Source organism: Methylobacterium sp. 1A (assembly GCF_058072805.1).
The window spans coordinates 1,471,089-1,497,540 of sequence record NZ_JBYQVE010000001.1 but is presented as its reverse complement, the minus strand read 5'-3'; the positions used below and the strand labels follow the sequence as shown (position 1 = coordinate 1,497,540).

The 26,452-nt window shown below is 71.5% G+C and carries 27 protein-coding genes and 3 tRNA genes; 18 read left to right on the top strand and 12 right to left on the bottom strand.

What is annotated here, in order from left to right:
• Positions 1–59: 59 nt before the first annotated feature.
• Positions 60–2,744, bottom strand: a complete 2,685-nt coding sequence (mdeB, locus tag ACX9MN_RS07325) for an alpha-ketoglutarate dehydrogenase (RefSeq protein WP_489725213.1) — start codon at positions 2,742–2,744, stop codon at positions 60–62.
• 180 nt (positions 2,745–2,924) lie between these two features.
• Between mdeB and ACX9MN_RS07320 the strand changes: the two genes are divergently transcribed.
• Positions 2,925–3,413 carry an Lrp/AsnC family transcriptional regulator gene (locus ACX9MN_RS07320; RefSeq protein WP_020092868.1) on the top strand — a complete coding sequence of 163 codons (489 nt, stop codon included), beginning with the start codon at positions 2,925–2,927 and terminating at the stop codon, positions 3,411–3,413.
• A gap of 236 nt (positions 3,414–3,649) precedes the next feature.
• Here ACX9MN_RS07320 and ACX9MN_RS07315 read toward each other — a convergent pair.
• The 3 genes from ACX9MN_RS07315 to ACX9MN_RS07305 all read right to left on the bottom strand — a co-directional run bounded on the left by ACX9MN_RS07315 (position 3,650) and on the right by ACX9MN_RS07305 (position 4,396).
• Positions 3,650–3,725: transfer RNA gene (locus ACX9MN_RS07315), tRNA-Ala, on the bottom strand.
• Between the two features lie 55 nt (positions 3,726–3,780).
• A tRNA-Ala gene (locus tag ACX9MN_RS07310) sits at positions 3,781–3,856 on the bottom strand.
• A gap of 153 nt (positions 3,857–4,009) precedes the next feature.
• The gene (locus tag ACX9MN_RS07305) at positions 4,010–4,396 is read right to left on the bottom strand and encodes a TIGR02300 family protein (RefSeq protein WP_026604880.1); all 387 of its coding nucleotides are present in this window, start codon (positions 4,394–4,396) and stop codon (positions 4,010–4,012) included.
• A 267-nt stretch (positions 4,397–4,663) separates the two neighbouring features.
• On the opposite strand from ACX9MN_RS07305, the gene aroA reads away from it, so the two are divergent.
• From aroA to ACX9MN_RS07285, 4 genes are all read left to right on the top strand, one after another.
• Positions 4,664–6,013, top strand: coding sequence for a 3-phosphoshikimate 1-carboxyvinyltransferase (gene aroA / locus ACX9MN_RS07300; protein ID WP_489724061.1), 1,350 nt, complete (start codon positions 4,664–4,666; stop codon positions 6,011–6,013).
• Between the two features lie 5 nt (positions 6,014–6,018).
• Positions 6,019–6,657 (top strand): (d)CMP kinase, encoded by a 639-nt coding sequence (gene cmk, locus ACX9MN_RS07295; RefSeq protein ID WP_051123743.1) that lies wholly within the window; start codon positions 6,019–6,021, stop codon positions 6,655–6,657.
• A 92-nt stretch (positions 6,658–6,749) separates the two neighbouring features.
• Positions 6,750–6,825 (top strand) — tRNA-Lys (locus ACX9MN_RS07290).
• 116 nt (positions 6,826–6,941) lie between these two features.
• Positions 6,942–7,229 carry a hypothetical protein gene (locus ACX9MN_RS07285; protein WP_489724060.1) on the top strand — a complete coding sequence of 96 codons (288 nt, stop codon included), beginning with the start codon at positions 6,942–6,944 and terminating at the stop codon, positions 7,227–7,229.
• 73 nt (positions 7,230–7,302) lie between these two features.
• On the opposite strand, the gene ACX9MN_RS07280 is transcribed toward ACX9MN_RS07285, so the two are convergent.
• Entirely contained in the window at positions 7,303–8,241 is a 939-nt protein-coding gene (locus ACX9MN_RS07280) for an alginate O-acetyltransferase AlgX-related protein (protein ID WP_489724059.1), read from the bottom strand.
• Between the two features lie 263 nt (positions 8,242–8,504).
• Here ACX9MN_RS07280 and ACX9MN_RS07275 point away from each other — a divergent pair, with 263 nt between their 5' ends.
• Positions 8,505–8,684: a hypothetical protein gene (locus tag ACX9MN_RS07275; RefSeq protein WP_020092863.1), complete on the top strand. Its 180-nt coding sequence runs from the start codon at positions 8,505–8,507 to the stop codon at positions 8,682–8,684.
• An 18-nt stretch (positions 8,685–8,702) separates the two neighbouring features.
• On the opposite strand, the gene ACX9MN_RS07270 is transcribed toward ACX9MN_RS07275, so the two are convergent.
• A complete protein-coding gene (locus ACX9MN_RS07270; RefSeq protein WP_020092862.1) occupies positions 8,703–8,993 on the bottom strand; it encodes a PilZ domain-containing protein in 291 nt (96 codons plus the stop codon).
• Positions 8,994–9,400: 407 nt separating this feature from the next.
• On the opposite strand from ACX9MN_RS07270, the gene ACX9MN_RS07265 reads away from it, so the two are divergent.
• A complete protein-coding gene (locus ACX9MN_RS07265; RefSeq protein WP_091682001.1) occupies positions 9,401–10,444 on the top strand; it encodes a hypothetical protein in 1,044 nt (347 codons plus the stop codon).
• A gap of 16 nt (positions 10,445–10,460) precedes the next feature.
• On the opposite strand, the gene ACX9MN_RS07260 is transcribed toward ACX9MN_RS07265, so the two are convergent.
• Positions 10,461–10,802 carry a hypothetical protein gene (locus ACX9MN_RS07260; RefSeq protein WP_020092859.1) on the bottom strand — a complete coding sequence of 114 codons (342 nt, stop codon included), beginning with the start codon at positions 10,800–10,802 and terminating at the stop codon, positions 10,461–10,463.
• Positions 10,803–10,884: 82 nt separating this feature from the next.
• Positions 10,885–11,748: a formyltransferase family protein gene (locus ACX9MN_RS07255; RefSeq protein WP_091681999.1), complete on the bottom strand. Its 864-nt coding sequence runs from the start codon at positions 11,746–11,748 to the stop codon at positions 10,885–10,887.
• A 199-nt stretch (positions 11,749–11,947) separates the two neighbouring features.
• Here ACX9MN_RS07255 and ACX9MN_RS07250 point away from each other — a divergent pair, with 199 nt between their 5' ends.
• Entirely contained in the window at positions 11,948–13,546 is a 1,599-nt protein-coding gene (locus ACX9MN_RS07250) for a cryptochrome/photolyase family protein (protein ID WP_489724058.1), read from the top strand.
• On the opposite strand, the gene bcsS is transcribed toward ACX9MN_RS07250, so the two are convergent.
• Positions 13,513–14,238 (bottom strand): cellulose biosynthesis protein BcsS, encoded by a 726-nt coding sequence (gene bcsS / locus ACX9MN_RS07245; protein ID WP_489724057.1) that lies wholly within the window; start codon positions 14,236–14,238, stop codon positions 13,513–13,515. The genes ACX9MN_RS07250 and bcsS overlap by 34 nt on opposite strands.
• 293 nt (positions 14,239–14,531) lie before the next feature.
• Between bcsS and ACX9MN_RS07240 the strand changes: the two genes are divergently transcribed.
• Positions 14,532–15,134, top strand: coding sequence for an exopolysaccharide biosynthesis protein (locus ACX9MN_RS07240; RefSeq protein ID WP_267965786.1), 603 nt, complete (start codon positions 14,532–14,534; stop codon positions 15,132–15,134).
• Between the two features lie 9 nt (positions 15,135–15,143).
• Here the strand turns inward: ACX9MN_RS07240 and ldtR are convergent, their stop codons facing one another.
• Both ldtR and ACX9MN_RS07230 read right to left on the bottom strand, forming a co-directional pair.
• Positions 15,144–15,656, bottom strand: coding sequence for a transcriptional regulator LdtR (gene ldtR / locus ACX9MN_RS07235; protein WP_056527383.1), 513 nt, complete (start codon positions 15,654–15,656; stop codon positions 15,144–15,146).
• 160 nt (positions 15,657–15,816) lie between these two features.
• Positions 15,817–16,275: a DUF6163 family protein gene (locus ACX9MN_RS07230; protein WP_026604878.1), complete on the bottom strand. Its 459-nt coding sequence runs from the start codon at positions 16,273–16,275 to the stop codon at positions 15,817–15,819.
• Positions 16,276–16,486: 211 nt separating this feature from the next.
• On the opposite strand from ACX9MN_RS07230, the gene hemB reads away from it, so the two are divergent.
• From hemB to ACX9MN_RS07185, 9 genes are all read left to right on the top strand, one after another.
• Positions 16,487–17,545, top strand: coding sequence for a porphobilinogen synthase (gene hemB / locus ACX9MN_RS07225; protein ID WP_026604877.1), 1,059 nt, complete (start codon positions 16,487–16,489; stop codon positions 17,543–17,545).
• Positions 17,542–17,910 carry a hypothetical protein gene (locus ACX9MN_RS07220; protein WP_091681993.1) on the top strand — a complete coding sequence of 123 codons (369 nt, stop codon included), beginning with the start codon at positions 17,542–17,544 and terminating at the stop codon, positions 17,908–17,910. The genes hemB and ACX9MN_RS07220 overlap by 4 nt, the downstream gene beginning before the upstream one ends.
• Positions 17,911–18,019: 109 nt before the next feature.
• Entirely contained in the window at positions 18,020–18,508 is a 489-nt protein-coding gene (locus tag ACX9MN_RS07215; protein WP_042672022.1) for an RDD family protein, read from the top strand.
• 124 nt (positions 18,509–18,632) lie between these two features.
• Positions 18,633–19,379: an arginyltransferase gene (locus ACX9MN_RS07210; protein WP_091925038.1), complete on the top strand. Its 747-nt coding sequence runs from the start codon at positions 18,633–18,635 to the stop codon at positions 19,377–19,379.
• A gap of 119 nt (positions 19,380–19,498) precedes the next feature.
• Positions 19,499–20,806: an adenylosuccinate lyase gene (gene purB / locus ACX9MN_RS07205; protein ID WP_026604876.1), complete on the top strand. Its 1,308-nt coding sequence runs from the start codon at positions 19,499–19,501 to the stop codon at positions 20,804–20,806.
• Positions 20,807–20,885: 79 nt separating this feature from the next.
• On the top strand, positions 20,886–21,743 hold the full coding sequence (locus ACX9MN_RS07200) for a D-amino-acid transaminase (protein ID WP_489724056.1): 858 nt from the start codon (positions 20,886–20,888) through the stop codon (positions 21,741–21,743).
• A 112-nt stretch (positions 21,744–21,855) separates the two neighbouring features.
• Positions 21,856–22,152: a hypothetical protein gene (locus ACX9MN_RS07195; RefSeq protein ID WP_091681985.1), complete on the top strand. Its 297-nt coding sequence runs from the start codon at positions 21,856–21,858 to the stop codon at positions 22,150–22,152.
• Between the two features lie 157 nt (positions 22,153–22,309).
• Entirely contained in the window at positions 22,310–23,602 is a 1,293-nt protein-coding gene (locus ACX9MN_RS07190) for an adenylosuccinate synthase (protein ID WP_489724055.1), read from the top strand.
• Between the two features lie 280 nt (positions 23,603–23,882).
• Entirely contained in the window at positions 23,883–25,400 is a 1,518-nt protein-coding gene (locus tag ACX9MN_RS07185; RefSeq protein ID WP_489724054.1) for a histidine kinase, read from the top strand.
• Between the two features lie 75 nt (positions 25,401–25,475).
• On the opposite strand, the gene rpoH is transcribed toward ACX9MN_RS07185, so the two are convergent.
• Positions 25,476–26,369: an RNA polymerase sigma factor RpoH gene (gene rpoH / locus ACX9MN_RS07180; RefSeq protein WP_042672026.1), complete on the bottom strand. Its 894-nt coding sequence runs from the start codon at positions 26,367–26,369 to the stop codon at positions 25,476–25,478.
• Between the last annotated feature and the right edge of the window lie 83 nt (positions 26,370–26,452).

The window sequence follows — 26,452 nt, the reverse complement described above, 5'->3', positions numbered from 1 at the left end:
GGGTCGGGCGTTCGGAAAAGGGGTGGGGCGGGCGGCGCCCCTCGACGGGGCGCCCGGCCTCAGATCGTCCAGGGCGCGGGCGCGTCCGCCGCGACGCCGTAGCGGCGGATCGCGTCCGCCACCGTGGCGCGCGGCATCGTGCCGGCCTCAGACAGGGCGTGCAGGGCGGCGATGACCACGTGCTGCCGGTCGACCTCGAAGAATCGGCGGAGCGCGTTGCGGGTGTCGCTGCGCCCGAACCCGTCGGTGCCGAGGGTGACGAAGCGCGCGCCGACATAGGAGGCGATCAGCTGCGGGTAGGCCCGGACGTAGTCGCTCGCCGCGACGATGGGCGCCGTGCCCGGCAGCAGCGCCGCCACGTGGCTGACCGGCGCCTCGGCCTCCGGGTTGAGCATCGCCTGCCGCTCGGCCTCGCGGGCGTCGCGGGCCAGCTCGCTGAAGCTCGTCACGCTGAACACCTCGGCCGCGACGCCGAAATCCTGCGCGAGCATCGTCGCCGCCGCGATCACCTCCGGCAGGATCGCCCCGGAGCCCAGGAGCCGCACAGCGGCGCCCGTCCCTTGTCCGGCCTCCGGCCCCGACAGGCGGTACATGCCCTTCAGGATCCCGGCCTCCGCCCCCTGCGGCATGGACGGCTGGGCGTAGTTCTCGTTCATCGCCGTGAGGTAGTAGAAGGCGTCCTCGCCTTCCTCCATCATCGCCCGGGCGCCCCGGTCGACGATCACCGCCATCTCGTACGCGAAGGCCGGATCGTAGGCCCGGCAGTTCGGGATCGCGGCCGCCTGCATGTGGCTCGAACCGTCCTGGTGCTGCAGGCCCTCGCCGCCGAGCGTCGTGCGGCCCGCCGTGGCGCCGATCAGGAAGCCGCGGGCCCGCTGGTCGGCCGCCGCCCAGATCAGGTCGCCGACCCGCTGGAAGCCGAACATCGAGTAGTAGATGTAGAACGGCAGCATCGACAGGCCGTGGACGCTGTAGGACGTGGCCGCCGCCGTCCAGGACGAGATCGCCCCGGCCTCGGTGATGCCCTCCTCGAGGAGCTGCCCGTCCCGGGCCTCGCGGTAGTAGAGCATGGAGCCGGCATCCTCCGGCTCGTAGAGCTGCCCCTGCGGCGCGTAGATCCCGACTTGCCGGAACAGGTTGGCCATGCCGAAGGTCCGCGCCTCGTCGGCGACGATCGGCACGATGCGCGGCCCGAGATCCTTGTGCTTCAGGAGGTTGCCGAACAGGCGCACCACCGCGGTGGTGGTCGACATCTCCTTGCCGCCAGCCTCGAGGGCGAAGCCCGCGTAGGTGGAGAGCTCCGGAACCGGGACCGTCGGCGCCGTGCGGCGGCGGGCCGGCAGGACGCCGCCGAGCATCTCGCGCCGCTCGCGCAGGTAGCGCATCTCGGCGCCGTCCTCGGCCGGCTTGTAGAAGGCCAGGCCCTCCACCTGCGCGTCCGACAGCGGCAGGGCGAAGCGGTCGCGGAAGGCGCGCAGCGCGTCGACGTCGAGCTTCTTGGCCTGGTGGGCGGTCATGCGCGACTCGCCCGCGCCGCCCATGCCGTAGCCCTTCTTGGTCTTGGCCAGGATCACCGTCGGCCGGCCCTTGGTGGCCTTGGCGGCCGCGAAGGCCGCGTAGAGCTTGCGGAAGTCGTGGCCGCCGCGCTTCAGCCGGTCGACGTCGGCATCCGACATGTGGGCGACGAGCTCGCGCACCTCCGGATCCTCGCCGAAGAAGTGCGCGAGGTTGTAGGCGCCGTCCTTGGCACCGAGCGTCTGGTACTTGCCGTCCACCGTCTCGGCGAAGCGGCGCAGCAGGGCGTGGTTGGTGTCGCGGGCGAAGATCCCGTCCCACTCCGAGCCCCACAGCACCTTGATGACGTTCCAGCCGGCGCCGCGGAACAGGCTCTCCAACTCCTGGATGATCTGGCCGTTGCCGCGCACCGGTCCGTCGAGCCGCTGCAGGTTGCAGTTGATGACAAAGGTCAGGTTGTCGAGATTCTCGCGCGCGGCGAGCGCCAGGCCGCCGATCGACTCGGGCTCGTCCATCTCGCCGTCGCCGAACACGCCCCAGACGTGCCGGCCGGTGGTGTCGGCGAGGCCCCGGTCGCCGAGGTAGCGCATGAACCGGGCCTGATAGACCGCGTGGATCGGGCCGATGCCCATGGAGCCGGTGGGGACCTGCCAGAAATCCGGCATCAGCCAGGGATGCGGGTAGGAGCACAGCCCGTCGCCGGCGATCTCCTGGCGGTAGTGCTTCAGCTGCTCCTCGGACAGCCGGCCTTCGAGGAAGGCCCGCGCGTAGACGCCCGGCGCCGAGTGCGGCTGGAAATAGACGAGGTCGCCGTCCGTGCCGCCTTTGAAGAAGTGGTTGAAGCCGACCTCGAACAGCTCCGCTGCCGAGGCGTAGCTCGCCACGTGGCCGCCGAGCTCGCCGTAGGCCATGTTGGCACGCACCACCATGGCCAGCGCGTTCCAGCGCATGATCGAGGTCAGGCGCTCCTCGATGTCGAGGTCGCCGGGGTAGCGCGGCTGCTTCTCCAGCGCGATCGTGTTCCGGTAGGGCGAGTAGGGCAGGGCCTCGTCGAGGATGCCGATCTCCTTCGAGCGCCGCTCCAGGCGATCGAGGATGAAGCGCGCCCGGGCCGCGCCCTCGGTGCGGAAGACGGATTCCAGCGCGGCGAGCCAGTCCTGGGTCTCGGCCGGATCGTGATCCACCTCGGCGGACCGCGCGATCGTGGCTTTCGGCGGTATGGCGTTCATCGGCGCGGCCTCCTTGGTCGGCGCGATCATACGAGGATCGCGGCGGCGGGACATGCCGGATATTTGCCGCGATGCCGGGGTTCGCGGATTGATATTCCCTGATACGGGCTGTAGTCGGCAAAACATGCCGCATCCTGCGCCTCAGGCCGCGCACGCGGATCCCGACCGGAGACCGATCGCATGCCCGCCCGACCGGCCGCCCTCGACGCCGCGAGCCTGCGCATCCTCGAGTGCCTGCAGCAGGACAGCGAGATCAGCATCGCGGATCTCGCGGAGCGGGTCGGCCTGTCGACGTCGCCGTGCTGGCGACGCGTCAACGACCTGAAGGAGGCGGGGGTGATCCGCGGCTGCGTGGCGGTGGTCGACCCGCTGAGCCTCGGGCTCGCGGTCAACGTCTTCGTCCACGTGTCGCTTGAGAAGCAGACCCAGGCCGCGCTCCAGGCCTTCGACGAGGCGGTGCGCAGCCGCCCGGAGGTGATGGAGTGCTACCTGATGAGCGGCGAGGCCGACTACATGCTGCGCGTCGTCGTCGAGGATCTGGGCCAGTACCAGAAGCTCGTCCTCGACCACCTCACGCGGATCCCCGGCGTGGCCAACATCCGCTCGAGCTTCGCCCTGGGGCAGGTGAAGTACACGACCGCGCTGCCGCTCGGTCACCTGACCCGCTGAGCCGGATTGATACAGCGAGGAGTCCCGATGCGGGCCTGGTCGGCCGGGACGGGTTCCGCCTGAAACCCTCGGGCGATGTCCTCTCCGCCATCACGAGCAACGCGTGGCGACTCAGGACCGCGCGACCTTAGTCGTCGCGCCGACGGGATCGTTTCGCTGCGCGCGCAGGGACGGTGCTGTGGGGATCTGCCTGACGGCGCGGAAGGCCCGGACGGCCGCGTCCCGCCTGCGAGGAATGGTGGAGCCTAACGGGATCGAACCGATGACCTCTTCCATGCCATGGAAGCGCTCTCCCAGCTGAGCTAAGGCCCCATATTTTTAAACGCGGTCCGCGTCCCCGACAGGGCCGCGTCGCGCGAGGGTGGGATGGTGGAGCCTAACGGGATCGAACCGATGACCTCTTCCATGCCATGGAAGCGCTCTCCCAGCTGAGCTAAGGCCCCACTTTTTACATCCACCGCGGTTTGGGTACCGCGGGGTCTCGCCGGTCCGGGTCGCGGTCGGCGAGGCCGGTTCTATAGGCGGCTCGCATCGCGGACTCAACCCCCTTTTTCGCTGCCGCCGGGGGTTTTTGGTCGGGAGAGACGGAGGCCGCCTCAGCCCTCCTCGTCGTTCTCGATATCGCCGTCGATCAGGTCGGAGACGTCGTCGTCGCCGGAATCCTCTTCCTCCAGGAAGGTATCGTCGTCGGAGGATTCCCCGTCCTCGACCGAGTCGTCCTCGGGCGTCGGATCGGCGTCGTCCTCGGCGGCCTCGACCTCGTCGAGGGAGACCATCTCCGGGCCCTTCTCGTCCGTCTCGTCCTCATCGTCGGTGTTGGCCGGGCCCCGCGACAGCGCCGGGGGGGCCGCACGGCTGGAGGTGGCCACCGCCTGATAGACCGCGCCGCATTTCGGGCAGACCGCGGGATCGCGGGCGAGGTCGTAGAACTTCGCGCCGCAGCTCATGCACTGGCGCTTCAAGCCAAGTTCCGGTCGGGCCACGGGCGGACACCTCGTCGTCAGTACTGTCTCGGGGGAGGCGCCCCGTTAGTCGCGGTGAAAGCGCCTGTCAATCGAGCCCGCGCAGGGCGTTTCGGGCGGCGCACCCCCGCGTGCGGCGCCCGGGATCGGCGCGGGCAGCGGATGGATGACGGCGGGCGGTGCCCGTGTTAACGGCGCGGCGATTTCACCGTCCGATTGCAGCGCCGCGGCAGGGCCGCGCGACGCGCCGGATCCAGGCCCACGTCTCAGAGCCCGAACGGACGTCCCGTGTCGCACGATTCGACCCCCCAGCCCCTCACCGCCGCGCCGGGCGCCCCGCTGCGCGGACGCCTGCGCCCGCCCGGTGACAAGTCGATCTCGCACCGGTCGATGATCCTCGGCTTGCTCAGCCAGGGCGAGACACGGGTCGAAGGCCTGCTGGAGGGCGACGACGTCCTGCGCACCGCCGCCGCCGCGAAGGCGCTCGGGGCAGGGGTCGAGCGCCTCGGGGCCGGGAGCTGGCGGGTCCGGGGCGTCGGGATCGGCGGCCTCGGCGACCCGGCCGAGGTTCTCGATTTCGGCAATGCCGGCACCGGTTCGCGGCTGATGATGGGCGTGGTCGGCGGGCAGCCGGTGACCGCGACCTTCGACGGCGACGCCTCCCTGCGCTCGCGGCCGATGCGCCGCATCCTCGACCCGCTCACCCGGATGGGCACGCAGGTCCTGGCCGAGGCCGAGGGCGGCCGCGTGCCCCTGACCCTGCGGGGCCCTAGGGAGGCGATCCCGATCACCTACGAGACCCCGGCGGCCTCCGCGCAGATCAAGTCGGCGGTCCTGCTCGCCGGCCTCAACGCCCCCGGCGTCACGACCGTGATCGAAGCGGCTGCGACCCGCGACCACACCGAGCGGATGCTGCGCCTGTTCGGCGCCGCGGTCAGCGTCGAGCCGCACGGTCCGGGCGGCCACGGCCGCAAGGTCGCGCTGACGGGCCAGCCGACGCTGCGCGGCACCGACGTGGTGGTGCCGGCCGACCCGTCCTCGGCGGCGTTCCCGCTGGTGGCGGCGCTGATCGTGCCCGGCTCCGACGTGGTGATCGAGGGCGTGATGATGAACCCGCTGCGCATCGGGCTGATCACGACGCTCCTCGAGATGGGCGCGCAGATCGAGCGCATGGCCGAGCGGGAGGAGGGCGGCGAGACCGTGGCCGACCTGCGCGTGCGCGCGAGCCGCCTGACCGGCGTCGACGTCCCGGCCGAGCGGGCGCCCGCGATGATCGACGAGTACCCGGTGCTGGCGGTGGCGGCGAGCTTCGCCGAGGGCCGGACCCGGATGAACGGCCTGCACGAGCTGCGGGTGAAGGAATCGGACCGCCTCGCGGCCGTGGCGGCCGGGCTCGCCGCGAACGGCGTCCGCCACGCGGTCGAGGGCGACGATCTCGTGGTCGAGGGCGACGGCACCGCGGCGCAGGGCGGCGGGACGGTGGCGACCCACCTCGACCACCGCATCGCCATGGCGTTCCTGGTGATGGGGCTCGCGGCGCGGAACCCGGTCACGGTGGATGACGGCGCGATGATCGCCACGAGCTTCCCGAGCTTCCTTCCGACCATGCAGGCCCTCGGCGGCCGGATCGGGGCGTGACCGCCATGCCGCTCGTCATCGCGATCGACGGACCGGCCGCGTCCGGCAAGGGTACCCTCGCCAAGCGTCTGGCCGACCATTACGGCCTGCCGCATCTCGACACCGGGCTCCTCTACCGGGCGGTGGCGCTCGCCCTGATCGACGCCGGCCTGTCGCTGGACGATGCCGCCGCCGCGGCGCGGGCGGCCCAGGCCCTCGACGCCGGTCGGCTCGACGATCCGCGCCTGCGCGAGCGGGCGATGGGCGAGGCGGCCTCCCGCGTCTCGTCGGTGCCGGAGGTCCGCGCCGGACTGCTCGCGTGGCAGCGCCGCTTCGCCGCCGACCCGCAGGGGGCGGTGCTCGACGGGCGCGACATCGGCACGGTCGTGTGCCCCGAGGCCGCGGTGAAGCTGTTCATCACCGCCTCGTCCGAGGAGCGTGCCCGCCGTCGCCACCGCGAACTGGCCGGCCGCGGCGAGGCGGCGACCTTCGCGGCGATCCTGGCCGACATCGAGGCCCGCGACGCCCGGGACGCGTCGCGCAGCGCCGCGCCCCTGCGCATGGCCGAGGACGCGGTCCGGCTCGACACCACCGAGCTCGACGCGGACGCGGCCTTCGACGAGGCCCGGGACATCGTGGAGCGCACCCGCGGCGACGCGGCCTGAGGGTTGTCCACCTCCGTCGTGTTGACCCCCCGGTCCCGCTCACCTATTGCGGACGCGCCGTCCCCGACGGGCCGCCGCGCGGCCCGGGACGCGAGCGCGTAGCTCAGCTGGTAGAGCAACGGACTTTTAATCTGTAGGTCCTGGGTTCGAGTCCCAGCGCGCTCACCACATCCTCGATCCTCACTTTTGACTTCCGGCGCGGTCGGCGCCCTGCCCACATGAAAATCGGAACCCCTGGTTGCGCTTTGGGTTGGGGTCCCAACGCAACTGCGAAGGAGTCACCGATGCGCAAGCTCGCTCTCATCTCCGCCGTCACCCTGTCCCTCGGCGCGCTCGGCGCCACCGGCGCCAAGGCGCAGGGTTATGGCTACGGCTACGGCGGCCACCACGGCTACGGCTACGGCCGCGGCTACGATCGCGGCTACGGCCACCGGCGCGATTTCGGCTACCGCCGTCACCGCGGCCTGTCGACCGGGGCCGCCATCGGTCTCGGTATCGCGGGCGCGGCCGCCGGCGCCGCCGCGGCGGGCGCCTTCGACCGGGGCCCGGGCTATTACGGCCGCGGTTACTGAGCCGCCGCGCACCTGAGGGAGCAGAGCCCCGCCGCCACCGCGGCGGGGCTCTCGCTTTTAGAAGCGGCCGGCCTCAGCGCAGCCAGCGCCGGATCCGCTCCCGGAGCGTCGGGCGGACGGCCCGCCGCGCGCGCGCTGCCGCGAAGCGATCGATGCGGATCCTGTCGTTCGGGACCTGCCGCAGGAACCGCTCGGCGATCTCGAAGACGACGATGTCGGGCCGGACATCCTCGACGTAGGCCCAGTCGATGTTCGCCGACCAGATCGCGTGCACCTCGGCGAAGGTCTCCGCCAGCATCGCCGTGAGCCGGGCGCCCGGGCTGTAGATGTAGGAATCGCCGAACAGCACCACGCGGCGCCGATCTGGCGCCTCCGGGTTCCTCAGGACGACGCGGGATCCGACGAACAATCCGCGCGGCCGCGCCGCCCGGCCGGATTCCCGCACGGCCACCAGGGCGTTCGCGTCGATCCGAGCCGCGCGGCGCGGGAAGTCGTAGGCGACGTACGCCTCGTCGACCGGCGGGACGAGCTTCTCGCCGAGGTCGAAGGTGAAGCGCTCGGTCGCGCCGGTCCCCGCGAAGACGTGCGCCGCCACCGGCGCGTCCAGGGCCTCGCAGAGCGCGCGGTACGCCGTCAGGTAGCCGCGGTAGGTCCAATGCGTGTCCGTCCGCAGGTAGACGGGCTCCTCGGCCCGCGCCGCCAGCAGCGGTGCTTGCAGGTCGACCATCGGGGCCCCGCTGTCCCCGGCGACCAGCCGGGCGAGCCGAACCCCGGGCGGATCGTCGAGCCCCGGGAAGGGGCGGCCGAGCAGGTCCGGATAGATCGCGAGCTTGTCGGGGACGACGGTGTGCACGTGCCGGATCCCGAGGTCGTCGAGGCGCCGCGCGCGCCGCCCGATGAGCCGCGTCCAGCGCTTCAGGATCCGCCGCGAGGTCGCGGTGTCGCCGTAGAAGGCTTCGACCTCGCGGGCGCGTCCGACCCAGTACAGCCAGCCATCGTGTCCGACGGCCACGCCGTTGCCGCTCGTCTTCAAAGCTTCCGGCCTCCCGCCGCCCGCGACAATCCCCGTCGATGACGCTGGGCTCCCGCCTCGACGGATCCGCGCGGGATTGCAACCCCTTCGTCCCCGGGAGAGGCGGGAGCGCGCCGGCGGCTTTCCCGGCGCGCCGCCGCTTTCGCCGGCGTATCCGCGCCGCGGTGAAACTTTATGGCCGCGCCGCGGGTACTCCCGTCAGGCGCATCACACGGCGCGGCGTTGCGAAGAAGGGTCGACCCATGTCCGCGCTTGTCACGTTCGTCGGCTGCGGCCTGGTCCTGTCCGGGTTCGCGGCCGAGAAGTTCGCCGAGCGTCGCTGGCTCGCGGCGAGCCGGCCCGCACCCCTCGACACCCTCGCGGTCCTGGCGCTGGCGCTGCCGGCCGTCGGGCTCACGCTGATGGCGACGCTCGCGGTCTGAGCCCGCAGGGTCGACCTCTCACACGGCCTCGCCGCAGAACAGGACGCCGACCGTCCGCTCCTTCCGCCAGACGAGCTGGACCGCGTAGCGCATCTCGGCGCTCGCCAGCACGAGGTCGAACACGTCCTCCAGCAGCACCGCCTGCGAACCCAGGAACTCCAGCATCGCGCCGCGATCGGAGATGTTCATGACCTGGCAGGGATAGCGCGCGCCGTCCCGTTGCTGGGCGAAGGCCAGCAGGGCGGTGGGTCTCCGCTCGGTCGCCCGGCGTTCCGCGACGGCGGCAGGGGTGCTGGCGTTGCGGGACACGGCCGAAGTTCCTGCCCTGGTCGGCCGGTATGGCGCGATATCAGTAAAAATGCGCCGGATTCGCTAACATGTTATTGATGATCGACATCCGAGCGTCAGAATAGCAAGTCGCGCCCTGTCTATCGGCCCGGTCTCCGGTAATCACCGCCGGTCTCGTCTCGGCGGCCCTTCGCCGGCCTTGATGAACCGGCCGATCAGGAGGCCGAGCGGGATCGACACCAGGAACCAATTGCGCAGGAATCGCAGGGCGGTCATCGGCTCGCTCCCATGGCGCGGCGGGTGCCGCATCCGCGGGCGCCCGTGGCCGGCGTCGCCGATGCGATGCTGTAACCTATCTGGTCCCGCGGGCGGGTTCTGCCAGTGCGATCCCGGGCGAGGCCGCGCTGAGAGGATATCCGGAGACGATCATGCGCATCCGCCCCGGCACCGCCCTGATGGCGTGCTTCGCGATCGGCGTCCCGACGGTCGCGGCCGCCGAGGCGCCCGGACAGCCGCCGCGCGCCGCGCCGGCGACGGATCCGGCGTCCGCACCGCAGCCGTGGCCGCCGAATTTCTCCCGCAGCGTGCAGGGGACCGGGGTGATGGGCCTCGATGGCGGCCACGTCTTCCTCTGGAACCGGCCCCAAGGCTTCGATCCGGTCTCGACGCTGCGGGTCGACCGGCACGTGCCGGAGGGGTCGGGCGAGGCCACCCACACCTACAAGGCGCTCTGGGCGCTCGGATCCACCGGCCCGCACAATGCCGGCTACGAGTGGACGATCACGGGCGAGCTGCACAACCGCGCCCTCGCGAGCACCGGCGCGCAGAACGTCGCGGTCAACGGCACGATCTTCAAGGAGCCCAACGGGCTGGGGCCGGTCGGGCCCTCCTGGGCCGGCAATTTCAACTGTGTCGACATGACCGACGAGGCCGATCCGGTCGCCTCCTGCATCGGCGCCGAGATCGACGTCTCGGCGCAGTCGCCGACCACCGACCGCAATCGCCAGCGGGTCGGACTGCAGATCTCCACCGGCGGCGTTCCGGGCGCCCATACCGGCTACGGGATCCTGATGGGCAACCTGACCGGCTCCATCACCGACCGGGCGATCTCGTTCCAGGGAGAGGGGACCTACGGCATCGGCATCGACGCCGCCGCCGCGCGCTTCACTGGCGTCCCGATGCTGCTCGCGGCCGGGCAGGCGATCGGGCTCGACGGCAACCGCGAGGGCGGCTTCTCCCGCAGCCTCGGCTTCGACGGGCGCGATCTGGTCTACGGCACGGCGGCCGGGCCGGTCATGCGCGTGAGCGACAACGGGCAGATCGAGGCCGCTTCCCTCCGCGAGAGCCTGCCGCGGCCGCCCGCGAGCAGCCGCGCGCCCTGCACCCCCGGCGACCACGCCTGGGACGAGGCCTACGAGTACCGCTGCGTCGCGCCCGACCGCTGGAAGCGCGCGGTGCTCAGCGACTGGTGAGCGCCGTCGCCGGCCGTCAGCGGTCCAGGATGCGCACCACCGCGCGGGTGTCGGGATCGACGACCACGATCTTGTCGCCCGGCGCCACGAAGTAGCCGAAGCGGCGCAGGCGCGGGTTCGGGGCCTCCGTGAAGGGCGCGAGCCGCACGTCGGGCGGCACGATGCTGCCGGGTCGCAGCGGGATCGATCCGACGATCGGGCCCGGACCCACCGGCCGGCGCACGATGTAGTCGCGCACCACCACGTCGTCGTCGGGGCCGAACTCGTCGGGCGTGACGATCACCGCCTGCGCGAGGGCGGAGCCGGTAAACAGCGCGGCGAAACCGAGGGCTGCGGCGAGGCTGGCGCGGGTCGACATGGCGGACTCCCGTGGGGCCCCGGCGGAGTGCCCGGGCCGCCGGAAACATCGGGGTCGGCGTTCGGGTTCCCGGACGGGCCGGTCAGCGGCCGATCTGCCCGGCCTCCGCGAGGGGAACCGGCGACCAGCGGGTCAGCTGGACGTACCCGTCGAGGGCCGCCACCACGACGTGGCGGCGGTGGCGGTGCACCACCGCTCCGGGCGTGTGCGCGTGGCGCTCCTGCCACCCCTGCGCCTCCGCCACGTAGACCCGGGCATCGCCGAGCCGCGCGATCGTCTCGACCGTGCCGAAGGCCCGCACCCGGCGCAGGACCGTCTCGACGTCCTGCCGGAAGTCAAGCGTCCGGTCGGCGTCGGTCGCGCGCGGCCAGTAGGAGCCGTCGCCCTGCGGCTCGGAGCGCCGCCAGCGATTGGGCAGGTCGCGGCCGAGGGGGCCCGCGGCGAGGCGGCGCGCCGCCATCTGGCACTTGGCGAGCAGCGTCTCGTGGCTCTCGCGGGGGCTCAGGGCGAAGATCTCCTGCGCCAGGATATCGCCGGTGTCGAACCCATCGGCGAGCACGTGCGCGGTGACGCCCCAGGTCTCGTAGCGGTCGAGGACGGCCCGGAACAGCGGGTAGGGGCCGCGGCCCGTCGGGAGCGGGGAGGGATGGAAGTTGAGGCCGTAGGCGGCGCGGCCCTTCCAGCCCTTGATGAGCCAGGGATAGCCCGCGACCACGAGTGCCCAGTCGCGCCCGTGCTCGGCCTGGAGCGCCTCGATGTCCCGCTCGCGGATCCGCGAGAGCTGGATCGGCAGCCGCAAGGACCGGGCGCGGGCGACGACGACCTCGTTGTGGTCGTAGACCCCGTCGCAGGGGCGCGTGAACAGCTTCACCGGCGTCCAGCCGGCGTCCAGCAGACCCTCGAAGACCCCGCCGAGGAAGTCGATGCCGGCGAACGCGAACTTCATGCTTGCCGCCTGCGACCTTGTGCACGTGGAGGGCGCGGGTCCGCCGCCTGCCCGGCCGCGTCCCCGGGCCTACCTTGATTGGGCCGGCGGCGGTGGCAAGGGGGAACGGCGTGGTTCGGGTGATCTTCGACGGCGGGACCGGAGGGTTCGGCCGCGCCGCGGATGGCGGCCGCTCCGCCCCGGACGGGAAGGTCTAGGCATGGCCGGGAAACGCCGCGCCGCGCCGTCCGGAACCCTGCGCTTCGTCCTCGGCGATCAGCTGACCCGCCGGGTGTCGAGCCTCGTCGACCTCGACGCCGAGCGCGACGTCGTCCTGATCGTCGAGGTCCGCGACGAGGCGACGTATGTCCGCCACCACAAGCAGAAGATCGCCTTCCTGTTCGCCGCCATGCGACACTTCGCGGCCGAGCTGGAGGCGGAGGGCATCACGGTCGCGTACGTGCGCCTGACCGACGCGGGCAACACGGGCAGCTTCACCGGCGAGCTGGAGCGCGCCGTGGCGCGCCACCGGCCGGAGCGGGTCGTGGTGACCGAGCCGGGCGAGTGGCGCGTCTGGGAGATGATGCAGGACTGGCGCGAGACCCTGGCGATCCCGGTCGAGATCCGTGCCGACAACCGCTTCCTGTGCCCGCGGGAGGATTTCGCCCGCTGGGCGGAGGGCCGGCATCACCTGCGGATGGAGACCTTCTACCGGGGCATGCGGCGCCGGACCGGCCTCCTGATGGACGACGGCGAGCCCGCGGGCGGCCGCTGGAACTACGACCCCGAGAACCGCAAGCGCCTGCCCAGGGGGCATCGTCCGCCGGACCGGATCGGCTTCCAGCCCGATGCCGTCACGCGCGCGGTCATCGCCCTCGTGGAGGCCGAGTTCGGCGACCATTTCGGCGATCTCACCGGCTTCTCCTGGCCGGTGACCCGGGCCGACGCCCTCGCGGCGCTCCGGCACTTCCTGGCCGACGCCCTGCCGACCTTCGGCGACTATCAGGACGCGATGAAGACCGGCGCGCCGTTCCTGTACCACGCGCTCCTGTCGCCCGCCCTCAACGCCGGGCTGCTCACCGCCGAGGAGGTGTGCTGGGCCGCCGAGCGCGCCTACCGCGACGGCGCGGCGCCGCTCCACTGCGTCGAGGGCTTCATCCGGCAGATCCTCGGCTGGCGGGAATACGTGCGCGGCCTCTACTGGGCCCGGATGCCCGCCTACCGCGACAGCAACGCCCTCGGCGCGGGCCGCGACCTGCCGTGGTTCTACTGGTCCGGCGAGACGGCGCTGAACTGCGTCGCGCAGGTCGTCGCCGAGACGCGCGCCCACGCCTACGCCCACCACATCCAGCGCCTGATGGTGACCGGCAACTTCGCCCTCATCGCCGGCCTCGACCCGGCTCAGGTTGAGGAATGGTACCTGATCGTGTTCGCGGACGCCTACGAGTGGGTCGAGCTGCCCAACGTCCACGGCATGGTGCTGTGGGCCGACGGCGGCGTCATGGGCTCCAAGCCCTACGCGGCCTCGGGCGCCTATATCGACCGGATGTCCGATTACTGCGCGTCCTGCGCGTACGACGTGAAGGTCAAGGCCGGGCCGGAGGCGTGCCCGTTCAACTATCTCTACTGGAACTTCCTCATCGAGAACGAGGACCGGCTGGCGGGCAATCAGCGGATGGCCATGCCGTACCGGACGCTCCGCGGGCTGGGCGACAGGCGCCGCGCCGAGATCCGCCGCGACGCGGCCGCGTTCCTCGACGCCCTCGAGGCCCGGCCGGGCGCCGATCAGAGGGGCGACCAGACCGACAGGCTCAGGTAGGGGCAGGCGCGACCCCGGCCGCTCTCGGACTGGAGGCCCGCCGACGCGCGGAAGCTGTACCGGCCGAGGGCGAAGTCGGTCCCGTGCAGCCCGACGCTCCACTTCGCGTAGCCGGTCCTGTCCGTGTAGAGGGCGGCCTCGGGGCCCAGATAGGTCTCCCAGAGCCGGTAGCCCCAGGCGAGGCGCGCCCACAGGCTGTCGCGGGCCGACCCGGCGACGGCACTCGCCTGGAGCAGCGTCGCCTCGCTCGGGCGCGCCCAGACCTCGCCGTGGAGCCGGAGCCCGAAGCGCGTCGGCAGGGCGTCGAAGAGCGGCCCCGCGATCAGCATCTCCCGCGCGATCTCGGGCCCGGCAAAGGCTGCGACCGCGCCCCAGTCGAAGACCCACTGGTACCCGGCCAGGGCGGCGGCGGCGACCGTGTAGCGCGTGCGGGGGCCGTCCGGACCGGTCTCCGCGCGCCGCCCGCCACCGACGCTCGCCAGCGCGGTGAAACCGTCCTGCGCGAGGGAGGTGAGGCCGGCCTTCGCCCCGACGGTCAGGAAGGTGTCGCCGCCGGCGTCGAGGCTGCCGAACAGCAGCGTGTCGATCTCGCTGCCGCCGGCGGGATGCGAGACGGCCGCCTGTCCCGCGAGCAGAACCGCGAGAACGGGCGCGCGTCCAGCGATCTTCGGGCAAGGGCGCTGGTTCGGCACAGTCGAGCCTCCGACGTTTACGGAGGACGGTAAGAGAAAATTAACCGCGTTTCATCGCGATCCGCTCGCGATCCCCCGGAATTGTCGGATTCGCGCGCCGATCTTCGTGTCGCAGGGACGAGGTTGCTTCGGAAAGGTCCGTCGGTGCGCGCGCTGTGCTGGCCGGGACTTCGCGGGCCGTCCGCCGCGCGTCCGCCCGCGGGAAGCCATCGCGCTGTCGCGAATCTGCCGTGCTTGGCGTGCCAGATGTTCTCGGCTAGAGCCCCCGCGGGAAAGCGAAGGTTGGCAGATCCTTGACCTCCGGTGCACGAACGTCGGACGTCCTCACCGTGCTGGCGAGCCAGGAGGGCGAGCGCCTCACCGTGGGCGACATCGTCGCGGTCCTGCGGGACCGTGCCTTCGCGCTGCTCGTGGTCCTGCTCGGGCTGCCGAACTGCCTGCCCATGCCGCCGCCGATCCCGCTGATCTGCGGCCTGCTCCTGCTCCTCGTGGCGATCCAGATCGCCGCCGGGATGTCGGCGCCGTGGCTGCCGCGGATGCTCCTCGGCCGCTCGATCGCCCTGACGGATGTCCGGCGCGCCGTCACCCGCGCGGTGCCGATCCTGCGCCGCCTGGAGCGCTGGTCGCGTCCCCGCGTCAGCGTGTTCGAGACCGCGCTCGGCATGCGCGGCATGGGGATCGTCCTGCTCGCCCTGGCGCTGGCGCTGATCGTGGCCGCGCCCATCGTCGGGCAGATCCCGCTGGGTCTCGCCGTCTGCCTGGTCGGGCTCGGTCTCGTCGAGCGCGACGGTCTGGTCGTGCTGGGCGGTCTCGTGATCGGAATGTTCGGCGTCGCCATCAACGCCGGCTTCGCCTACGCGGTGATCGCCGGGATCATCGGCCTGCTGAACCTCTGAGGGCGCGCCTCAGAGGCGGTAACGGATCTGATCGGTCCAGAAGCGCTCCAGGCGGGTGAGGGCCTGGTTCAGGCGAATGAAATCCTCCTCCGAGATCCCACCAATCGGCGTGATCGTCCGGGCATGCTTGTCGTAGAGCCCCTGGATGATCTCGTGGACCTGGCGGCCCTTGTCGGTCAGGCTGATCCGGACGGAGCGCCGGTCGGTCTTCGAGCGGGCGTGGTGGAGGTAGCCGGCCTCGACAAGCTTCTTCACGTTGTACGAGACGTTGGAGCCCAGGTAGTAGCCCTTGGTCCGCAGCTCGCTCGCGGTCAGCTCCTTGTCGCCGATGTTGTACAGGAGCAGCGCCTGGACGCTGTTGACGTCCTCGCGGCCGCGGCGCTCGAACTCGTCCTTGATCACGTCGAGCAGCCGGCGATGCAGCCGCTCCACGAGGTGCAGCGCCTCGAGGTAGGAGCCCTTGGTGGAGGCGGCTTCCTCGGGGGCCTCGATCTGCGCGACTCGGGCGTTCTGGGTCTTCATCTCTGCCTCGCCATCCGATGATCCGGCACCCGTTGGATGCGGCGCCGTTGATGATGGCTAAGCTAGGGCTCGGGAATGAAAGGCGATTTAAGCGACAGGATGAATTCGCGATTTACTCTTCGCGGTAAAGACAAACTGAATGAAGACAAGAACGGTTCGTTCACCGTGCTTCCTGTGCGGCCAGCCAGGACAGCAGGAAGTACAACGTCACAACACAGCCCCCGAATACGAGCAGCGGCACCGATAACGGCAAGAGTTGCGGTGTCAGGACAGCGAGCGTCATAGCCGACGTGACGGCGAGCAACCAGATCACGCCGCCCCAGGCGCTCGTCAGCCACAATCCGATCGCCGCCGCGGCGTCGATCACCGCGAAGTAGACGATCGCGGACTGCCGGCCGAACGGCTCGGCCTCGAAGGGGCGCACGCCCGGCAGGACGTCGAGGATGGTCGCCCAGGCGAAGACGCTCTTCAGCAGCCAGACGAGGGCCGTGAGCCGCATGAACCAGATCAGCACTGTGTCCCACGTGCCGGACGCGGGGCCCTGGGCCCGCTCGATGCGGTCGCTCGGGATGCCGCCCGGCCGCGGCGTCCTGCGCCGGATCGGAAAGTAGCTGGGCACTATCGAGCGCTCGCGGATGGTGGGGGCCGGTTCATGGCGAAGGGCCGGGATCCTGATCGATCGGGCGGGGGTCGCCGGGTTGAAGCGGTTCCGCCGTCCGGCGTCAACGGTCGGGTTTCGTTGCGCCGGCCCGGTGTGGTAGTCGATCGCCTCCGGCGCACGGGCGCCGCGCGATCCGCGGCGTGGTCCGCGCGAACGGTAGCGAAGCCGCATGTCAGACACCCTGCCAGAGCCGCGCCCTCTCGCCGTGGAGGCCGCCCGCGAGGGCGCCCGCGTGGAGGGTCTGAAGATCACCCAGCGCCCGCGCCGGAACCGGAAGGCCGACTGGTCGCGTCGCCTCGTCCGCGAGCACACCCTGACGGTCGACGACCTGATCTGGCCGATGTTCGTGATCGACGGCGAGGGCCGCCGCGAGCCGGTCGCCTCGATGCCGGGCGTCGAGCGCCTCTCGGTGGACGAGATCGTCCGCGACGCGGAGCGCGCCGCGAAGCTCGGCATCCCGGCGGTGTCGTTCTTCCCCTACACGGAGGTGTCGCTGCGCGACCCGACCGGCTCGGAGGCGCTGAACGCCAACAACCTCGTCTGCCGGGCGGTCCGCGCCGTGAAGCGGGCCGTGCCCGAGATCGGGATCATGACCGACGTGGCGCTCGATCCCTACACGAGCCACGGCCACGACGGCCTGATGCGGGACGGCGCGATCCTCAACGACGAGACGGTCGCGGTCCTCGTCGAGCAGAGCCTGATCCAGGCCGAGGCCGGGACCGACATCATCGCGCCCTCCGACATGATGGACGGGCGCGTCGGCGCAATCCGCGCGGGCCTCGACAAGGCCGGCTTCCTCGACGTGCAGATCATGGCCTACGCGGCGAAATACGCCAGCGCCTTCTACGGGCCGTTCCGGGACGCGATCGGCACCAAGGCGGCACTGGTCGGCGACAAGCGCACCTACCAGATGGATCCCGGCAACTCGGCCGAGGCCCTGCGCGAGGTCCGGCTCGACCTCGACGAGGGCGCGGATTCGGTGATGGTGAAGCCGGGCCTGCCCTATCTCGACATCATCCGCCGGGTGCGGGACGAGTTCCAGGTGCCGACCTTCGCCTACCAGGTGTCGGGCGAGTACGCGATGATCGAGGCGGCCGCCCGCAACGGCTGGCTCGACGGCGACCGCGCGATGGTCGAGGCGCTCCTCGCCTTCAAGCGGGCCGGCGCCGACGGCGTCCTCACCTATCACGCGCCGCGGGTCGCGGAGCGCCTGCGCAACCATCCGTGAAGCGCGGGCACCGCTGGCTCCTCGGGGCCGCGGTCGTGGTCGGCTTCCTCGCGGGGCTCGTCGCCTGCCAGGACACCCTGCGCCGGGATCGCGTCGCCACCTGCCGCCGGGCGCTCCCGGCGGTCGCGCCGCAGGACGGGATCCGGCTCCTGCGCGCGGCGCCGGGGCCGGCGGCGAACTCGGTGCGGGTCGACTACGCCGACGGGAACCGGCAGCACTGGCTGACCTGCCGCTTCGATGCCGGCACGACCCTGGTCGCCCTCGCCACCGAGGCGAGCACCCTGTCGGGCCCGTCCCTCTACATGCTCAAGCGCTTCTACCTCGACACGCCCGACGCCGCGGCCGGAGACCCGGCCGGGCGCTGAGGCGCGCCCACGCCCGCCGACCGACCCGCATCGGCACCGGATCCCCTTGCGGCCTCCGCGACGCGCACCCACCTTCACGTCCGCAGCCTCGCTTGCAGGACGCGACACCATGCAGAACCCACAACCCGGATACGCGCAGCGCTTCGAAGCGCCCGGCTACGCCACCGCGTTGCCGATCCCGTTCGTGCGGGCGAGCCTGGGTGGCCGGACGGTCGCCTATCTCCTCGACATCCTGTTCATCTTCGGCTTCACGGCCCTGCTGACCCTCGCGATCACCGTGATCGGGGTGGTCACCTTCGGCCTCGGCTGGACGCTGTTCGCAGTCCTTCCGGCGAGCGGCATCATCTACAGCGCGATCACGGTGGGCGGCCCGAAGCAGAGCACGATCGGCCAGCGGATGATGGGCCTGCGGACCGTCGCGCCCGAGAGCGGCGCGCGGGTCGACGTCATCACGGCCGCGGTCCACGCGCTGCTGTTCTACGTGGCGATCTCGACCTTCCTGCTCTGGTGCGTCGACATCGCGTTCGGGCTCATGCGCTCCGACCGCCGCCTCGGGCACGACCTGCTCCTCGGCCTCGCCGTCGTCCACGCGCGCTGAGCCGCGATTCCGCTGATGAAAATCTGACGGTGCGACCGGCCGGGCCATTGAGCCCCGGCCGGTCGCCTGTACACTGTCACGCCGGCGCCGCGAGGATGAACCCGGCGCAGGGTCTGTGAGAAGCGTGACCAGCCACCCGCGCGACACACCGCAATTCTACCTCACCGCCCCCTCGCCGTGCCCCTACCTGCCGGGGCAGGAGGAGCGGAAGGTCTTCACCCATCTGGTCGGACGGCGCGCCCGCGACCTGAACGAGATCCTGACCCAGGGCGGTTTCCGCCGCTCGCAGACCATCGCGTACCGGCCGGCCTGCGAGACGTGCCGGGCCTGCGTCTCAGTCCGCGTGGTGGTCGACGAGTTCGAGCCGAGCGCCAGCCAGCGGCGCATCCTGGCGCGCAGCGCCGACTGGGTCGGCACTCCGGAGCCGAACCGGCCCGCCTCCGAGCAGTACGCCCTGTTCCGCCGCTACCTCGACGCCCGGCACGGCGACGGCGGCATGGTCGACATGACCGTGCTCGACTACGCCATGATGGTCGAGGACAGCCACGTCGACACGCACCTCGTGTCTTATCGCCGGCACGGGCCGGACACGGCGATCACCGGCCGCGGCTCCGGACCGCCGCTCGCGTTCTGCCTGACGGACGTCCTCTCGGACGGCCTGTCGATGGTCTACTCGTTCTACGATCCCGCGGAGGCCGCGCGCTCGCCCGGGACCTTCATGATCCTCGACCACATCCGCCGGGCTCGCGGGCTCGGGCTGCCGTACCTCTATCTCGGCTACTGGGTCGAGGGCTCGCGCAAGATGGACTACAAGTCCCGCTTCCGGCCGCAGGAACGGCTGATGGGCCAGGGCTGGGTGCGGATCGACTGAGCCCGGCGCGGCGCGCGTTTCACGTCGGTTGCCGTCCCGGCATGCCCGATGCGCATTGAGCGGCCGGCCCGGCGCATGCTACCGGCCACGCACGCAATCCGGACCGTGCCGAGGCCCCCATGATCCCCCGCTATAGCCGCCCCGCGATGACGGCCATCTGGTCGCCCGAGAGCCGCTTCCGGATCTGGTTCGAGATCGAGGCCCACGCCACCACGGCGCTCGCCGAGATCGGCGTCGTGCCGAAGGCGGCGGCCGAGACGATCTGGACCAAGGGCAAGGACGCGGTCTTCGACGTCGCCCGCATCGACGCGATCGAGGCGGTGACGAAGCACGACGTCATCGCCTTCCTGACCCACCTCGCCGAGATCGTCGGTCCCGAGGCGCGCTTCGTCCACCAGGGCATGACCTCCTCGGACGTGCTCGACACCTGCCTCAACGTGCAGTTGGTGCGGGCCGCCGATATCCTGATCGCCGACGTCGACTCGCTGCTCTCCGCCCTGAAGACCCGGGCCCTGGAGCACAAGCTCACCCCGACCATCGGCCGGTCGCACGGCATCCACGCCGAGCCGGTCACCTTCGGTCTGAAGCTCGCCCAGGCCTACGCCGAGTTCGAGCGCAACCGCCGCCGCCTCGTCGCGGCCCGCGAGGAGGTCGCCACCTGCGCGATCTCGGGCGCGGTCGGCACGTTCGCCAACATCGACCCGCGGGTGGAGCAGTACGTCGCCGAGAAGATGGGCCTGACCGCCGAGCCGGTCTCCACCCAGGTGATCCCGCGCGACCGGCACGCCATGTTCTTCGCGACCCTCGGCGTCGTCGCCTCGTCGCTGGAGCGGCTGGCGATCGAGATCCGGCACCTCCAGCGCACCGAGGTCCTCGAGGCGGAGGAGTTCTTCTCCGAGGGGCAGAAGGGCTCCTCGGCGATGCCGCATAAGCGCAACCCGGTCCTCACCGAGAACATCACGGGCCTCGCCCGGATGGTGCGCGGCTACGTCACCCCCGCCCTGGAGAACGTCGCCCTCTGGCACGAGCGCGACATCTCCCACTCGTCGGTGGAGCGGATGATCGGCCCCGACGCCACCGTCACCCTCGACTTCGCCCTGGCACGGATGACCGGGGTGATGGAGAAGCTGCTGGTCTACCCGGCCAACATGCAGAAGAACCTCGACCGGCTCGGCGGCCTGATCCACTCGCAGCGCGTGCTGCTGGCGCTGACCCAGGCCGGGGTCTCCCGCGAGGATTCCTACCGGCTGGTCCAGCGCAACGCGATGCCGGTCTGGCGCGGCGAGGGCGATTTCCTGGCGCTGCTCAAGGCGGACCCGGAGGTCGCCGCGGCGCTCCCGGCCGAGCAGATCGAGGCGTGCTTCGATCTCGGCTACCACTTCAAGCACGTGGACACGATCTTCGGGCGGGTCTTCGGCGACCGCTGAGACTCCGCACGATTCCTGCTTCGACCCGCGCTCGCGGGCCCGCGTTTCCGGGCCTGCGCCGAACACAGGACAGCTCCCCGTGACCGCTCCCCGCATCGTCTACCTCAACGGCCAGTTCCTCCCCTACGAGGAGGCGCGCGTGCCGATCATGGACCGCGGCTTCCTGTTCGCCGACGGCATCTACGAGGTCTCGGCGATCATCGACGGCAAGCTCGTCGACAACGCCGCGCACCTCGCGCGCCTCGACCGCTCGCTCGGCGAGATCGGCATCCGCAACCCGCACGACGCGGCGGGCTGGGAGCGCCTGCAGACCGAGCTCGTCGCCCGCAACGGCGTCACCGAGGGGCTCGTCTACATGCAGGTGACCCGCGGGGTGGCCGAGCGCGACTTCGCCTTCCCGAAGGCCGGCACCGAGCCCACCGTGGTGATGTTCACGCAGGCCAAGACCGTGCTCGCCAACCCGCTCGCCGAGAGCGGCGGCCGGGTGATCACCGTCGAGGACCTGCGCTGGAAGCGGCGGGACATCAAGTCGGTGGCCCTGCTGGCGCAGGTGCTCGCCAAGCAGCAGGCGGCCGAGGCCGGCGTCGCCGAGGCCTGGATGATCGAGGACGGCGCGGTCACCGAGGGCTCCTCCTCGACTGCGTTCATCATCAGCCGCGACCGCGTGCTCGTGACCCGGCCGCTCTCCACGGCGCTCCTGCCGGGCATCACCCGGGCCTCGGTGTTGCGCCTCGCGCAGGAGGCCGACCTGCGGATCGAGGAGCGGCTGATCCCGGTGGACGAGGTCTACGCGGCGCAGGAGGCCTTCTACACCAGCGCCTCGGCCTTCGTGATGCCGGTGGTCGAGATCGACGGGCGCGCGATCGGCGACGGGCGGCCGGGCGCGCTGACCCGGCGCCTGCGCGAGCTCTACATCGAGGCCGCCCGCCAGGGTTGAGGCCGCTCTATCCCGTCCACAGGACGGGACATCGGACCCCGCCGCGGACAGGAACGGATCCCGTTCCCGGCTGTTCCTCCCCGAATTCGTGTCTCGAATCGGGGAGGCCCTCGTGCCGAACAAGACCCTGCTCGCCGCCCTCGCGACGACCCTAGCGGCCGCCGTCGCGGCGGCGCCCGCCCGCGCCCAGACGACCAGCCCGGCGCCGCCCGAGCGCGTGCGCCCGAACGCGGACGCGCCGCCGCAGGACCAGTCGCTCAGCGACAAGCTCCAGAAGAACGACGGCGTGATCAAGCCGCCGGATTCCGGCACGACCGGCACTGTGGTGAAGCCCGATCAGTCCGGCTCCATGCCGGTGATCAAGCCGCACGAACTGCCCGGTCGCGACCCCGGTACCGAGGCCAAGTAAGCCGGTCGTGACCGGCTCCGGCCGACCGCCATGCGGTCCGAACATGCGGCCCCTTGCTTGATTTCGTTGCCCGGATCGCGGAAACGGCTCACGACGTACGTCGCCTGCACCCGTGGGCGGCGCCGTCCCGGTTTCCGTCGCGGGTAAGCAGGCAGGCATGGCCAACGTCGTCGTTGTGGGCGCCCAGTGGGGCGACGAGGGCAAGGGCAAGATCGTCGACTGGCTCTCCGAGCAGGCCGACATCGTGGTCCGTTTCCAGGGCGGCCATAACGCCGGCCACACGCTCGTCATCGACGGCGTGACCTACAAGCTGGCGCTGCTGCCGTCGGGCGTCGTCCGCGGCGGCAAGCTCTCGGTCATCGGCAACGGTGTCGTGGTCGACCCCTGGCACCTGATCGACGAGATCGAGCGGATCAAGGCGCAGGGCGTGGACGTCTCGCCGTCCTCCTTGCGGATCGCCGACAACGCCACGCTGATCCTGCCGCTCCACCGCGAGCTGGATCATTTCCGTGAGACGGCCAATGCCGGCCTGAAGATCGGCACGACCAAGCGCGGCATCGGGCCGGCCTACGAGGACAAGGTCGGCCGCCGCGCGATCCGGGTCGTCGACCTCGCCGATCCCGACGCGCTGCCGGCCAAGATCGAGCGCGTGCTCACCCACCACAACGCCCTGCGGCGCGGCCTCGGGATCGACGAGGTCAACGCCGAGGCGCTGCTGTCCGAGCTCAAGGCGATCGCGCCGAAGATCCTGCCCTTCGCCGACACCGTCTGGTCGCTGCTCGACGAGGAGCGCCGGGCCGGCAAGCGCATCCTGTTCGAGGGCGCGCAGGGCGCGCTGCTCGACGTCGACCACGGCACCTACCCGTTCGTGACCTCCTCCAACATCGTGGCCGCCCAGGCGGCCACGGGCTCGGGCCTCGGCCCGGGGGCGATCGGCTACGTTCTGGGCATCGCCAAGGCGTACACGACCCGCGTCGGCGAGGGACCGTTCCCCACCGAGCTGTTCGACGAGATCGGCGAGACCATCGGCAGCCGCGGGCGCGAGTTCGGCGTCAATACCGGGCGCAAGCGCCGCTGCGGCTGGTTCGACGCCGTGCTGGTGCGCCAGACGGTCCGGACCTCCGGCATCCACGGCATCGCGCTGACCAAGCTCGACATTCTCGACGGCTTCGAGGAGATCCGCGTCTGCACCGGCTACATGCTGGACGGCCAGCCGATCGACCATCTGCCGGCGAGCCAGGCCGCGCAGGCCCGGATCGAGCCGGTCTACGAGGTGATCCCGGGCTGGTCGGAGACGACCGCGGGGGCCCGGTCCTGGGCGGATCTGCCCGCGCAGGCGATCAAGTACGTGCGCCGGATCGAGGAGCTGATCGGGGCGCCGGTGGCGCTGCTGTCGACATCGCCCGAGCGCGACGACACGATCCTCATGCACAACCCGTTCGAGGATTGACCCTTCGCGCGCTATCCCGTTGACGACGCGTGTTTTCGGCGGCCCTGCCTGTATCCAGTCCGCGCGGGCTTGATCTAGAACGGGCTGGCGGCCGGGCGGTCCGTATCGCGATCCGCCCGCCGTCTCGAAGGCAACCGGCGCGCGGGCCCTGATCCCGCGCGGCGGGATACGACAAACCGGCCGACGGCCGCGACCGGACCTGTCGGGCGGGCGCGGACCTCGGTCCCCGGCCTCCGACCGGCTTTGCCGGACGGCGGCCGAAGGGGCGGACCAGAGTATCATGGCCGATTACTACCCGCTTCTGGCCCGCGCGCTCGACGCGCTGCCGGACCGAACGCCCGCCCTGCGCAAGGCGGTCTACGACCGCGCGCGCAACGCCCTGATCAGCCAGCTGCGCTCCCTCGATCCGCCGCTGTCGGAGGCCGATATCGATCTCGAGCGCCGGGCGCTCGACGCCGCGATCGAGCGGCTCGAGGTCGATCACGGCGGCCTCCCGGCCCCCGCCAACGATGCCGCGCAGGCGCCCGGGACGCCCGCTCCGGCCACGGTTTCGGCGCCGCCACCAGCACCGGCCGTGCCCGCACCCGCCGCGCCAGAACCCGCCGTCCCCGAGCCGATCGTGCCTGCGGCGACGGAGCCGGAGATCCCGGAGCCGTCCCCGCCGGAGCCGGGATCCGGTCCCGCGCTGGCGCCCATCCTCCCGTCGGCGAAGCCGCCGTTCGCGGTGGCGGCCCGCGACGGGGATCGGGAGGCCGAGGACGGGCCGCGCGAGGCACCGATCCCGATCGCGCCGCCGCGTCCGGGCACGCCGCAGACGGCCGCGCCCGACACGGCCCCGCCGGTCGCCGAGACGTCCGGCGCCGAGACGTCCGGCGTCGAGGTGCCCGCCGTCGAGGACCCTGATGCTGAGGCGGCCGAGGGCGCGGGCGGGCGTCAGCGTCCGCGGATCGAGGTGGTCCCCCCGCGCACCGGTCGGTCGCGCGTGCTGCGCAACGTCTTCGTGGGCGGTGTCCTGGCTGTGGTGATCGGCCTGATCGCCGTCGCGGCCTTCCTGCTGCGCGACCGGCCGCAGAACCTGCCGTCGAGCGGCACGGAGACCGCGGACACGCAGCAGCCGGAAGGCGGCGAGACCAAGTTCGGCGACCGGGTCGGCGGTGACGCCGCCCCGGCCCCCAAGGCCCCGACGCGCGTCGAGAACGGCGCGCCGGCACGGGCCGCGGCCACGCCCGCGCCGGCCGACGCGGGCGTCGCGGTCGCGCAGAGGGCGGAACTCGTCGAGGAGGCGACGGGGGCCGAGGGCGGTCAGCCGACCGTGACGCCGGGGCGGGTGACGTGGCGGCTCGAGACCGTCAACGGGGATCAGGGGCAGCCGGTCCAGAACGCCGTCGTCGCCACCGTGACCATCCCGGATGCCGGCCTGACGCTGGTGATGACCATCCAGCGCAATCTCGACGCGACCCTGCCGGCCTCCCACACGGTGAGCTTGGCCTTCAGCCAGAGCGGCAGCAACGCCGCGTCCAGAACCGTCCAGGATGTCGGGTTGCTCCAGGCCAAGGATGAGCAGAGCGCCCGCGGCTCGCCGGTCTCGGGCCTGCCGGTTCGGGTCCGCGACAACCTGTTCCTGATCGGCCTGTCGTCGCTTCAGAACGACGTCGAGCGCAACACCGACCTGCTCCTCCACCGGAACTGGTTCGATATCGCGCTGCGCTACACGTCCGGCCGCCGGGCGGTGCTGACCTTCGAGAAGGGCGCCGCCGGCGCCCAGGTGATGCAGAACGCCTTCGACGCCTGGCAGTGATCGGTCGACGGCGCCCGCCGTCCGAGCCCTGACCCGAACCGGCGGGCCCGGCGCGTCGCGCGCCGGGCGCGCGGCTCAGCGGGCCTCGATGCCGGTCCGGGGCAGCTCGCGGCTCGCGATGTTGCGCTTGACCGCTTCCTGCACCTTCTCGAAGGCGCGGACCTCAATCTGCCGGACGCGTTCGCGAGACACGCCGAACTCGCCGGAGAGATCCTCCAGGGTGATCGGGTCCTCGGCGAGGCGCCGGGCCTCGAAGATGCGGCGCTCGCGCGGATTGAGCACACCGAGGGCGTCCTTGAGCGCGGAGAGGCGGTTCTGACCCTCCTGCTCCCGCGCCAGCACGGTCTCCTGGCTCGGGCTGTTGTCCACGAGCCAGTCCTGCCACTCGCCCTCGCCCTCCTCGCGCAGGGGCGCGTTGAGCGACGTGTCGCCGGACAAGCGCCGGTTCATGTCGATCACGTCCTGCTCGGGCACGCCGAGACGGGTGGCGATCTGCTTCACCTGATCGGGCTTGAGGTCACCCTCGTCGAGGGCCGAGATCTTGCCCTTCGCCTTGCGCAGGTTGAAGAACAGCTTCTTCTGGTTCGCGGTCGTGCCCATCTTCACGAGCGACCACGAGCGCAGGATGTATTCCTGGATCGCCGCCTTGATCCACCACATCGCGTAGGTGGCCAGACGGAAGCCCTTGTCGGGATCGAAGCGCTTGACCGCCTGCATGAGGCCGACATTGCCCTCCGACACGACTTCGCCGATCGGCAGGCCGTAGCCGCGGTAGCCCATGGCGATCTTGGCGACCAGGCGCAGGTGCGACGTCACGAGGCGGTGCGCGGCCTCGCGGTCGCCGGCGTCGCGCCAGGCCTTCGCCAGCGTGAACTCTTCCGACGGCTCCAGCATCGGGAACTTGCGAATCTCGTCGAGGTAGCGCGAGAGGCCACCTTCGTTGGCGAGCACGGGCAGCGTACCGGCCATGGCATTCTCCTGGACCTTATGTCCCCCTGTCGGGCGGACGCGACGGACAACAGTGCCGTCCACTCGGGCCGCTCTTGAGCCGA

Bases quoted from the DNA above. Each gene is read 5' to 3' on its own strand.
- ACX9MN_RS07275 (WP_020092863.1), top strand. From the start codon at position 8,505: ATGTCCGCGCTTGTCACGTTCGTCGGCTGCGGCCTGGTCCTGTCCGGG.
- purB (WP_026604876.1), top strand. From the start codon at position 19,499: ATGATCCCCCGCTATAGCCGCCCCGCGATGACGGCCATCTGGTCGCCC.
- ACX9MN_RS07255 (WP_091681999.1), bottom strand. From the start codon at position 11,748: ATGAAGTTCGCGTTCGCCGGCATCGACTTCCTCGGCGGGGTCTTCGAG.
- hemB (WP_026604877.1), top strand. From the start codon at position 16,487: ATGTCAGACACCCTGCCAGAGCCGCGCCCTCTCGCCGTGGAGGCCGCC.
- ACX9MN_RS07265 (WP_091682001.1), top strand. From the start codon at position 9,401: ATGCGCATCCGCCCCGGCACCGCCCTGATGGCGTGCTTCGCGATCGGC.
- ACX9MN_RS07260 (WP_020092859.1), bottom strand. From the start codon at position 10,802: ATGTCGACCCGCGCCAGCCTCGCCGCAGCCCTCGGTTTCGCCGCGCTG.
- ACX9MN_RS07190 (WP_489724055.1), top strand. From the start codon at position 22,310: ATGGCCAACGTCGTCGTTGTGGGCGCCCAGTGGGGCGACGAGGGCAAG.
- ACX9MN_RS07285 (WP_489724060.1), top strand. From the start codon at position 6,942: ATGCGCAAGCTCGCTCTCATCTCCGCCGTCACCCTGTCCCTCGGCGCG.
- ACX9MN_RS07185 (WP_489724054.1), top strand. From the start codon at position 23,883: ATGGCCGATTACTACCCGCTTCTGGCCCGCGCGCTCGACGCGCTGCCG.
- mdeB (WP_489725213.1), bottom strand. From the start codon at position 2,744: ATGAACGCCATACCGCCGAAAGCCACGATCGCGCGGTCCGCCGAGGTG.
- ACX9MN_RS07320 (WP_020092868.1), top strand. From the start codon at position 2,925: ATGCCCGCCCGACCGGCCGCCCTCGACGCCGCGAGCCTGCGCATCCTC.
- rpoH (WP_042672026.1), bottom strand. From the start codon at position 26,369: ATGGCCGGTACGCTGCCCGTGCTCGCCAACGAAGGTGGCCTCTCGCGC.
- ldtR (WP_056527383.1), bottom strand. From the start codon at position 15,656: ATGAAGACCCAGAACGCCCGAGTCGCGCAGATCGAGGCCCCCGAGGAA.
- ACX9MN_RS07215 (WP_042672022.1), top strand. From the start codon at position 18,020: ATGCAGAACCCACAACCCGGATACGCGCAGCGCTTCGAAGCGCCCGGC.
- cmk (WP_051123743.1), top strand. From the start codon at position 6,019: ATGCCGCTCGTCATCGCGATCGACGGACCGGCCGCGTCCGGCAAGGGT.
- ACX9MN_RS07250 (WP_489724058.1), top strand. From the start codon at position 11,948: ATGGCCGGGAAACGCCGCGCCGCGCCGTCCGGAACCCTGCGCTTCGTC.